Source organism: Bacillus sp. FDAARGOS_527, assembly GCF_003812125.1.
In the GTDB taxonomy this organism is placed as follows: domain Bacteria; phylum Bacillota; class Bacilli; order Bacillales; family Bacillaceae_G; genus Bacillus_A; species Bacillus_A paranthracis.
Map to the genome: position 1 here is coordinate 4,830,001 of NZ_CP033795.1, position 10,000 is coordinate 4,840,000.

The 10,000-nt window shown below is 36.5% G+C and carries 7 protein-coding genes and 3 rRNA genes (2 of these 10 running past the window's edge); 4 read left to right on the top strand and 6 right to left on the bottom strand.

Going from position 1 to position 10,000, the window contains the following annotated elements; translation table 11 throughout:
- Positions 1-1,501, top strand: a 23S ribosomal RNA gene (locus EGX95_RS27910); it begins 1,422 nt to the left of the window's first position.
- A gap of 49 nt (positions 1,502-1,550) precedes the next feature.
- A 5S ribosomal RNA gene (gene rrf, locus EGX95_RS27915) occupies positions 1,551-1,666 on the top strand.
- 14 nt (positions 1,667-1,680) lie between these two features.
- On the opposite strand, the gene EGX95_RS27920 is transcribed toward rrf, so the two are convergent.
- The 4 genes from EGX95_RS27920 to EGX95_RS27935 all read right to left on the bottom strand — a co-directional run bounded on the left by EGX95_RS27920 (position 1,681) and on the right by EGX95_RS27935 (position 5,505).
- On the bottom strand, positions 1,681-2,757 hold the full coding sequence (locus tag EGX95_RS27920; RefSeq protein WP_000691008.1) for a glycosyltransferase WbsX family protein: 1,077 nt from the start codon (positions 2,755-2,757) through the stop codon (positions 1,681-1,683).
- Between the two features lie 174 nt (positions 2,758-2,931).
- Positions 2,932-3,804 carry a class I SAM-dependent methyltransferase gene (locus EGX95_RS27925; protein WP_001058702.1) on the bottom strand — a complete coding sequence of 291 codons (873 nt, stop codon included), beginning with the start codon at positions 3,802-3,804 and terminating at the stop codon, positions 2,932-2,934.
- 26 nt (positions 3,805-3,830) lie between these two features.
- Positions 3,831-4,553 carry a class I SAM-dependent methyltransferase gene (locus EGX95_RS27930; RefSeq protein ID WP_000398935.1) on the bottom strand — a complete coding sequence of 241 codons (723 nt, stop codon included), beginning with the start codon at positions 4,551-4,553 and terminating at the stop codon, positions 3,831-3,833.
- A gap of 157 nt (positions 4,554-4,710) precedes the next feature.
- Entirely contained in the window at positions 4,711-5,505 is a 795-nt protein-coding gene (locus EGX95_RS27935; protein WP_000800265.1) for a sulfotransferase family 2 domain-containing protein, read from the bottom strand.
- Between the two features lie 256 nt (positions 5,506-5,761).
- Here EGX95_RS27935 and EGX95_RS27940 point away from each other — a divergent pair, with 256 nt between their 5' ends.
- On the top strand, positions 5,762-6,706 hold the full coding sequence (locus EGX95_RS27940) for an NAD-dependent epimerase/dehydratase family protein (protein ID WP_000517672.1): 945 nt from the start codon (positions 5,762-5,764) through the stop codon (positions 6,704-6,706).
- 40 nt (positions 6,707-6,746) lie between these two features.
- Here the strand turns inward: EGX95_RS27940 and EGX95_RS27945 are convergent, their stop codons facing one another.
- Entirely contained in the window at positions 6,747-7,520 is a 774-nt protein-coding gene (locus EGX95_RS27945; RefSeq protein ID WP_000657500.1) for a class I SAM-dependent methyltransferase, read from the bottom strand.
- 67 nt (positions 7,521-7,587) lie between these two features.
- Entirely contained in the window at positions 7,588-9,519 is a 1,932-nt protein-coding gene (locus tag EGX95_RS27950) for a glycosyltransferase (RefSeq protein ID WP_063246610.1), read from the bottom strand.
- A 477-nt stretch (positions 9,520-9,996) separates the two neighbouring features.
- Here EGX95_RS27950 and EGX95_RS27955 point away from each other — a divergent pair.
- Positions 9,997-10,000 (top strand): 16S ribosomal RNA (locus EGX95_RS27955); it runs 1,548 nt beyond the window's last position.

Here is a 10,000-nt window from a genome sequence, read left to right on the forward strand (position 1 = left end):
TGGACAACAGGTTGATATTCCTGTACCACCTCTTTATCGTTTGAGCAATGGAGGGACGCAGAAGGATAGAAGAAGCGTGCGATTGGTTGTGCACGTCCAAGCAGTTAGGCTGATAAGTAGGCAAATCCGCTTATCGTAAAGGCTGAGCTGTGATGGGGAAGCTCCTTATGGAGCGAAGTCTTTGATTCCCCGCTGCCAAGAAAAGCTTCTAGCGAGATAAAAGGTGCCTGTACCGCAAACCGACACAGGTAGGCGAGGAGAGAATCCTAAGGTGTGCGAGAGAACTCTGGTTAAGGAACTCGGCAAAATGACCCCGTAACTTCGGGAGAAGGGGTGCTTTCTTAACGGAAAGCCGCAGTGAATAGGCCCAAGCGACTGTTTAGCAAAAACACAGCTCTCTGCGAAGCCGTAAGGCGAAGTATAGGGGGTGACACCTGCCCGGTGCTGGAAGGTTAAGGAGAGGGGTTAGCGTAAGCGAAGCTCTGAACTGAAGCCCCAGTAAACGGCGGCCGTAACTATAACGGTCCTAAGGTAGCGAAATTCCTTGTCGGGTAAGTTCCGACCCGCACGAAAGGTGTAACGATTTGGGCACTGTCTCAACCAGAGACTCGGTGAAATTATAGTACCTGTGAAGATGCAGGTTACCCGCGACAGGACGGAAAGACCCCGTGGAGCTTTACTGTAGCCTGATATTGAATTTTGGTACAGTTTGTACAGGATAGGCGGGAGCCTTTGAAACCGGAGCGCTAGCTTCGGTGGAGGCGCTGGTGGGATACCGCCCTGACTGTATTGAAATTCTAACCTACGGGTCTTATCGACCCGGGAGACAGTGTCAGGTGGGCAGTTTGACTGGGGCGGTCGCCTCCTAAAATGTAACGGAGGCGCCCAAAGGTTCCCTCAGAATGGTTGGAAATCATTCGTAGAGTGCAAAGGCATAAGGGAGCTTGACTGCGAGACCTACAAGTCGAGCAGGGACGAAAGTCGGGCTTAGTGATCCGGTGGTTCCGCATGGAAGGGCCATCGCTCAACGGATAAAAGCTACCCCGGGGATAACAGGCTTATCTCCCCCAAGAGTCCACATCGACGGGGAGGTTTGGCACCTCGATGTCGGCTCATCGCATCCTGGGGCTGTAGTCGGTCCCAAGGGTTGGGCTGTTCGCCCATTAAAGCGGTACGCGAGCTGGGTTCAGAACGTCGTGAGACAGTTCGGTCCCTATCCGTCGTGGGCGTAGGAAATTTGAGAGGAGCTGTCCTTAGTACGAGAGGACCGGGATGGACGCACCGCTGGTGTACCAGTTGTTCTGCCAAGGGCATAGCTGGGTAGCTATGTGCGGAAGGGATAAGTGCTGAAAGCATCTAAGCATGAAGCCCCCCTCAAGATGAGATTTCCCATAGCGTAAGCTAGTAAGATCCCTGAAAGATGATCAGGTTGATAGGTTCGAGGTGGAAGCATGGTGACATGTGGAGCTGACGAATACTAATAGATCGAGGACTTAACCATATAATATGTAGCAAATGTTATCTAGTTTTGAAGGAATATGCCTTCATAGTTTGGTGATGATGGCAGAGAGGTCACACCCGTTCCCATACCGAACACGGAAGTTAAGCTCTCTAGCGCCGATGGTAGTTGGGACCTTGTCCCTGTGAGAGTAGGACGTCGCCAAGCAAGCTTAAGACGAGTCAGAATGACTCGTCTTTTTTGTATGCTTTCATGCCTCTGTTAATTGCTTGTTTAACTCCTTCTAAATAGGCAAAGCCATGCTTTTTATCTGGTTCTAAGTAAGTACCTTCTGCCCATTCATTCCACGCATTAATAAATAAAAACTCGCTGTTGTAAAGAGAATAGGTGCGCTGGATTTGCTTACTTAAATATATCGTGAACTTCTCAGGAGTAGAGCCTACGAAAATGCTGCTATTTAAATCTTTGCGGCGTGCTGTGTTATCCCAGTCAACAAAGGCACCGGGAAATGTTTTTTTCTCTGAAGGAGATCGCTTTAATATATACATCCACACTTTATCATAATCCCAAGCGTTTATTTGTTTACTAGATTCATATATTATCTTATTTATGTCGGAAGAACTATCGTGAGCAATTGTATAAAAAGGTTCGAATTGAATGCTAGCATCAAATCCATTTATATTAGGAAGTGGAAAGCTGTTTAATGTTTCTGCGAAGTATATACCTTTCAAACCATTTTCTTGTGCGAGTGTATTCCAGTAATTAAGCATTTGCTCACAGTCAGGGATATGCCCAGGACGGTAAATAATGAATAGTGGTTTATCATCTATACGAATATACCTTTCATCTTGGAAAGCTTGTAATAAATAGTCGAAGTGTTCTTTCCAATCCGATAACTCTCCATAATTTTGAGGCATTAATATATGACTATCAAGACCATCCCAAGTTTTTGTCCACGGTTCATTTGCCCAAGAAAGGCAAAATGGAAAATCTGGTTCGCCCGTCTTAAGTACTTCATTAAAGGGTGTCTCCAATAGCCTTTTTCCTTTAAACCAGTAATGGTAATAACAAAAACCATATATGCCGTGTGCTTTAGCGATTTCTGCTTGCCACTTTCTTACGGATGGGTCCGTTAAGTCATAATAAAAGTCTTGATAAGGTTCTCTAGGTTGATAATGTTTTGAAAATAAAGGCCGTGCACTTTTAGTATTTGTCCATTCAGTAAAACCTTTTCCCCACCATCGGTCATTTTCTTTTATTTGATGAAACTGTGGTAAGTAAAAAGCAATAATTTTCAAGGTATATCCCCCTTATGTTCTTCGTAGTTCAAAGTGGTGGGAAGTTACTTTTGATTTTTTGAATCGAGTTTACAGTTTGCTCGATAGAGGAATCTTGGGTGATTTAATATATATGGCTGAGATGAAAAGTAATTTTCATTATAAAATTATGTGCATTACCATGTAAGAAAAGAGTTAATCTTTTTGGAGAACAAATAGGGCTTGGGGTAATCGGTTTGCATCATCAAAAAAGTCCCGTAGCTTTAAATACTTCTCATAGTGATTTTTAATATAAGTTCTAGGTATAACGGTTTCTCCGTAGAAGCTACTATTTCTAACGTCTCCGGCTCCTGTAGGACTGTGGACAAAATTGCCGCTTTCATAATCCGAGATGGCCCGATTTATATCTGGAAAAGCTTGAGATAAAGTTTTATGCCAACCCGTTTGAATAAATTCAGGGTGTTCCTTGAATTGTTGACAGTAATCGAGAAAATAGCGTGCTTGTGTTGTAGCGATGAAGATTCCACCTGGACGAAGAATTCTTGAAAATTCCTTTATCCAATGTTCTGCAGTTTCTTCGGATAAATGTGAGAATACAGAATAAGCGAATATGATGTCCAATGAATTGTCATTAATAAATTCTACAGGAGGTTGTGGATTGGCGGTTTTATATATTCCTCTTCCTAACGTTTCATTGCAAATGTTAATCATTGCTGGATCTACATCAATCCCAAGTAAATTTTCATCGCGAACATCTTTGAAAAAAAAGCGTATAATTCTTCCCCACCCGCAACCAAAGTCTAAAATTTTACGTTCTTTATTCAAGGGAACACCTAAATTTTGGGCATATGTTTTTACATGGCTATAAAACAAATATGCTTCATAAAGAGCATGTTCATAGGAAGCACCTACAAACTGTTGTTGAATTTCTTCAGGAGGGAACATAGGTACTGGGATGCCATTTATCTTTGTTTGTGAACAACTTTGTATAAATAGATTTAGAAGTTCAACATCAGAAAGTGGACTAACAAGGTTATCAAAATCACTTCCTAACTTAAAGTTATTCATTTGTTAACCTCCAAATTATATAGTGCCTAAAAATTATGTTCGTGTTTTTTACTAATAAAAACATGTAGAAATTCAGCATCTAATCCTAGTGATCTATCCTTTTGTAAATAAACAATTGTATACATGTTTGCATGGGTATAAATATATTCAATCATATCTTGCCCCCAATCAAATGTTACTAAAGATCCATTCTCATCAATAGGATTTCCATGATAAATTGGCTCTTCTATATACTCAATTCCTTCTTTATTTATTCTTGCTCTTTGTAAAGTCTTTGGGAGTGTATGATACCAAGGGACAGTAAACACATGAGCGCCACCAGGCTTTAATACACGTTCTATTTCTTTAAAGGCTTTTTTTGGCTCCATTACATGTTCAAAGACATCTTGCGTAATGAACAAATCAAAAGATTCATTTTGGAAATTCATGTCTTCTAAGTTCTCACATCTAATTCCTTGAAAGTATTGACCAAGAGGGTAGTTTTTAAAGTATTGAGAATATGTATAGTTTTTACAGTTTTTTATTAGTAGCTGAGTCGTAATCCCTCCAGGAGAGGATTCGTGGATATGATAGGAACCCCATTTTGGGAAAAATGTATTTAAAACATGGATTAAAGCTCGTTGCCTCGGTATAGAGTGGCATGTAGAACATAAGTAGTGATCTCTAAGCCAATCATTATGCTCTATAAATATAGCTTCTTTCTCGCAAATAACACAGTATCCAGTATTGTGCTTTAAATTACCTTCCACATGACATCACTCCTGTGTGAAAAATACATATGACATACGCCAACAATTAGCGAAATCAAAGAGGGCGGGTGAAAAGTAGGGAACCCACATTAATTAAAGTTTCACTTTATGCTATGCGATACATTCACTTGTATTCATTGGAGAATGATGTATCGACTTAAAATACTCCTTTTATGTAAGGATACATTTCAAAGTCCTGTGCATATATTTCTGTAACTAACTCCATTGTTTCTTTATCATAAAAACTTTCATATGTTGGAAAGCGAGGGAAGGCCGCATCTGTAAGGCTGAGTTCCGCATAGTTTCCTGTATAAATCATCTTATGAGCGCGATGATGATCTGAGCTTGTAAGTAGCGCTAAATAGGATTTAAGTAAATCGTACGTGTGTTCTAACTTGGTGATTTGTGTATTAAAATCTTCTAAAGGAATATAGTGTTGGATAAAATTTTCTTCACCTGGAACGTATTGCTGACTGAAATGTATGTCCATTGCTACGGAATTGGAACCGAATGCTCGAATGTAATATAAAAATTGTTTAAATGATATTCCTTGGTTACTATATTTGTCATTATACAAATACTGGCGGATACTTTCCCATTGAGGGCTAGCATATGGATTGTCAGCAAGTAATAAAAATGAGCTGACAGCCCTTGTATAGGGATTCCGCACAAGTTTACAAACATCTTTTTTTGCTGCTAGAAGACCATTTTGTAACTCTGGTATGTAGTTGGTGCTGTTTTTATACACCCAGAATTCATAGTAATGAATAAAGTCATGGTATTTTTTTGCTTCAGTAAATAATCCAATTTGAAAAAAGAACCAATTAGCTAATGTAGTACATCCGCTTCTGTGGCTCCAGAATAGTATCAGGGGAAAGTCTTTATGGAAATGTGGAATTCGGTCTTTATGTAGAATTACATGATTTAACAGCTCTTGATTTACATTCTTCATAAATTTAATGCTCCTTTTTGAAAGTTTTATTTATGGAGAAGGCTTTACTAATCCAATATATTCATGGAAATGAGTAAATATTATGAGTGTTTTTCGGTCATCTTAGATAAGACAGCAATTCTAAACAGAAAATAAAGATAATGAAAATGTATAAGAGGCATACAATTATAAGAGAAAGAATAATAGAATTGTCCAAGTTCATTTATTTGTATTTACAGGTGTGATAAGTAAAAATCTTATTACTAGAGAGGATATTATGGGGAAGAATAATTATTTAATAGTAGGTGGAAATAGTTTCATTGGTATTAACCTCGCATTAGGTTTATTGAAACAAGGTCAAAACGTAAAAGTATTTTCCAGGCATATAAATAATTTTCCTCAAAATATTATAAATGAGGTTGAATTTATTAAAGGTGATTTAGCAAATGTTGAAGATATATATAAAGCTTTAGTGAATGTGGATATTATTATTTATTTAGCTGCAACGTCTAATGTAACAACTTCAATTGAAGATGTTTTCGGAGATATAAACAGTAGCCTTTTTTTTCTTAATTTCATGGAAAGTGCTAAAAATTTCCCCATTAAAAAAATCGTATTAGCATCTTCTGGAGGCACAGTTTATGGTGAACCAGAATATTTACCTATTGATGAGAAACATCCGTTAAAACCACTTTCTCCTTATGGAATAACAAAAGTGTCGCTTGAAAATTATTTGTACTTTTATAAGAAAAAGTATGGAATGGATTATGTTGTATGTAGATATTCTAATCCGTATGGAAAATATCAGAACCCGTTAAAGAAAGTTGGAGCAATAAATTGTTTTTTGTATCAGCATCTCAGTAATGAAAAGATTAATATATATGGGAATCCACAAGAAATTATTCGAGATTATATTTATATCGATGATTTAGTGGAAGTTACTATACAACTATCGCAATTAAATCACTTGAAATTTTGTGTGTATAATATAGGCAGCGGAAAGGGTCTCTCTTTAAAACGAATTATAGTAGAATTGGAGAAATTAACGGAAAGAAAAGTGGACTTTATCTGCTATAAACAAAAGCAAGAAAACGTTCAAAAAATCATTTTAAATATAGATAGAGTAAGACGAGAATGTAATTGGGAACCGAAAGTGGATTTCAAAAGTGGAATTAGATTAAATAAGCTATGGATTGAAGAGTTCTTATATAGTAAAAAATAATAAGCCATGCCCTACTTCTGTATAAGTAGAGCGTGGTTTATTATTTTATTTCTTTTTTTATTACCCAAAGATCTTGATGTTCCCACCAAAAACCTTCAGTGTATTTTTTGATGATAGGATTATAAGGTAATAATTTAATTTTGTCACATACGTAAGAGGGGCTAACGATCGTTTGCCCGTATTGATGAACATCTAAATCGAGTTGTTCGCTAGAGGGAAGAAACCAATAACCCCGTTCATTTAAAGCGGGAAAGCCGAAGTACTTTTTACTTTGATATCCATGAGTTGTGAAAATGAATAAGCCGCCAGGGGAAACTGCGTTATACAATGTCTGAAGCCAACGAAACCAAGTTGTATCAGGCATATGAGAAAAAAAGGATAGGCCAAAAACGATATTATACGTAGACGATAATTTTATTTGTTCAGGTTCAGGATGAGATAAGATAGATGATGTATGTAATGTGCGTTCAAGAAAAGTAATGGCCTCTTCATGTATATCACAGGCAGTTATACGTAAGTTCGTTTGTAGGTTTAATAAATGACGTGTTACGCAGCCATATCCGGATGCGAATTCTAATAATTTAATTGGAGTATCTACAGGGGGATAAAAGGAAGTCGTTAAATCTAAGAGTGTTTCTGCTGATTTTCTTCCATCTTTAAAATAATAATCTATTGCTTCTTTTTTAGATGGAAAGACTGGATTCGTGACAAGGAATTGAAAGATATGATCCTCTGGGTGGATACTTGCATTTACATTGTAGTTTTGTGCAATTTGAGAAATCAAATCTTTATTTGCCTCTATAAATTCTTTCAAAGAGTAACCCTCCCTTAAATAATAGTAATATCTATAAGAGATACGGATGGTAAAGAAAATATTATAATCAAACTTTCAAATATGCTTTAAGGTACTTTCTATATGCGTACATTTTCTTTTTTGAAATGTCGTCGATAGTAAAGGTATCTTTAATGAAATTCTGCATTTGTACAACTTCACTGTAATGGGAATATGAATCTTCTGTTCTTGTTACGCTATTTGTATGTCGTCTATGATAGTTTAGAGGTTTTGGATTAAAATAAATGTTCCCCTCTTTAAGGAGAGAAACATAGAAAAACCAATCGCCAGCTACTTTAAACTTTTCCAATTGTTTTGCTGTAGTTTTTATATCTATGTTTTTAAAAACTACACTTGAGACATTAGGTATGGTGTTTTTGATAAGTAACGTATCTTGTATTTCATCTATCCCTTTTCGGACATAAGAACGCAGCCATTTGTTCTTATCAATATCGTTTGTGTAATCCAAATAATGATTGGCCAAGATATTCCCTTGTTCATCTATTTGTTTTGATTGTGTGTAACTTAAGGAAACATCACTATCTATATGAAACCCTTGTATTACTTCTTCTAAAAATGTCTGATCACATAAGTCATCGGCCTCAGCAATCCAAATATAATCACCGGTTGCTGCAGAGACACCTTTTATCCATTGATTAAATACAGAACCAGAGTTTTTATCGTTAATAATTTGCTGAACTTTCAGGTGGTGTTTATTTTCGTTTGAGAGCACCTTTTCAAATGTAGATACGCTATTGTCAGTAGAGGCATCGTCTAGGAAAATTAGTTCGTAAAGGGGATAGGTTTGATTTAATATTGATGTAACTCGTTCGGGTAAGTATTTTTCGTAATTATAGTTCGGTATAATGACGCTTATTTTTTTATAATTATGCTCAAGCAAGTTTAATAATTGATAAACGTAATGAAGAAAGTTGAAATCTTTTTCAATAAGTTCTTGGCCAAAGGTCCCTTTCTGTAATCGTAAATCTTCATCCCCGATAAATTCATATATTTTTTCCAGCATCATCGGTAAGTTTAAATAGTCTACTAATGCACCGGTTTGTTCCGTAACAACATCTTCAAAACCTCCAGCGTTTTTAAACCCTATAACAGGGACCTTTGTATCTAATGCTTCTAAAACCACGTTTGGGAAAGGATCTTCTCTTGAAGTTAATAAATATAAGTCAGCCCCAGCGTTATATAAACCGATATCTGGAGTAGGCTCCACTAATGTGAAATGTGCTGTATATCTTGGTGATAGCGTGTTTAAAAAGTGAACATCCGTTCTCCCAACCCAGATAAAATGAATATTTTTATGAATCTTTCTTACTGAGTAAGCAATAAGTGAGAATAAATCTATCCCTTTTCGATGGTCAGCGAAACCTACCCCCAAAATAATTTTGCTATCTAGAGGCAGGTTGTGTTTTTTTCGTAATTCGTTTCTCGCTTTTGCAATGTTGTTCTTATAAGGATTATGGTTAAACAAACCTTGAGGGAGGATGTGGCACTTTTGATGGTCTAATTGGGTGATTGTAAGGAATTTTTCATACACGTACTGTGAAGGAAAGACAATTTTGTAAGCAAATTGGGCAATGTTTCTAGCCTTCCCCACAGCAGAGTATTGTTGTATTAAATGCGGCAATTCATGTATTAATGAAATAACTTTTATATTATGTTTAGCTAGTAATGCAACTATGTCACCACTTATGACGGTACTACATATGGCGATGGTATAGTCTTGTGCTAATAACTTCTTTATTAATGATTCGATCTTTTTGTCCGTTGGGTAATCTTCCTCTAGGCAATAAACAGGACCATACTTTTGAAAATCGTGGATTAAAATGCCCGTTCCAATAGAAATAATTGCGACGGAGTAATGAAAGTTTTCTTTAAGAGCTTTAATAGTATGTAAAGAAAGCAGCTGTGCTCCGTGGAAATGGGCATCATGGGATACATAAATGATTTTCTTATTAACATGCATTTCATAACGCCTCCTAAGTCAATTAGATTTTTAGTAAATGTATGGTGTATTTATAATTCCTAGAGAGAAGTGGTAGGAGATAATTGTGAATGTAATCGAAATGAAAAAGCTACTTTTAATATATATTTGTTTGGCTTGATATTCATTCTTTAGAAAGTAGAAACTGTCGATTATGAAAATGACTGCACTAGTTTATTAATCTTTAGGGAAGGATTATAAAAATACCCTTTATAATTTATAAAATAAAAAGGATAAAAAGTATTGACGATTAGAGTATAGAAGTGTAATATAGAACAAGTCGCCGATGACATTAACGTCGAAAGCGAAAAACGAAATGAAAAACTTAGTTGACATTGAAAGATGAAAATGTTAACATAAGGAAGTCGCAAATGAGCGACTAAGTAGTTCTTTGAAAACTGAACGAAACAAACAACGTGAAACGTCAATTTTTATTTTATGATGCTAGACAAACTAACTTTAT

Bases quoted from the DNA above. Each gene is read 5' to 3' on its own strand.
- EGX95_RS27925 (WP_001058702.1), bottom strand. From the start codon at position 3,804: ATGAATAACTTTAAGTTAGGAAGTGATTTTGATAACCTTGTTAGTCCA.
- EGX95_RS27950 (WP_063246610.1), bottom strand. From the start codon at position 9,519: ATGCATGTTAATAAGAAAATCATTTATGTATCCCATGATGCCCATTTC.
- EGX95_RS27935 (WP_000800265.1), bottom strand. From the start codon at position 5,505: ATGAAGAATGTAAATCAAGAGCTGTTAAATCATGTAATTCTACATAAA.
- EGX95_RS27940 (WP_000517672.1), top strand. From the start codon at position 5,762: ATGGGGAAGAATAATTATTTAATAGTAGGTGGAAATAGTTTCATTGGT.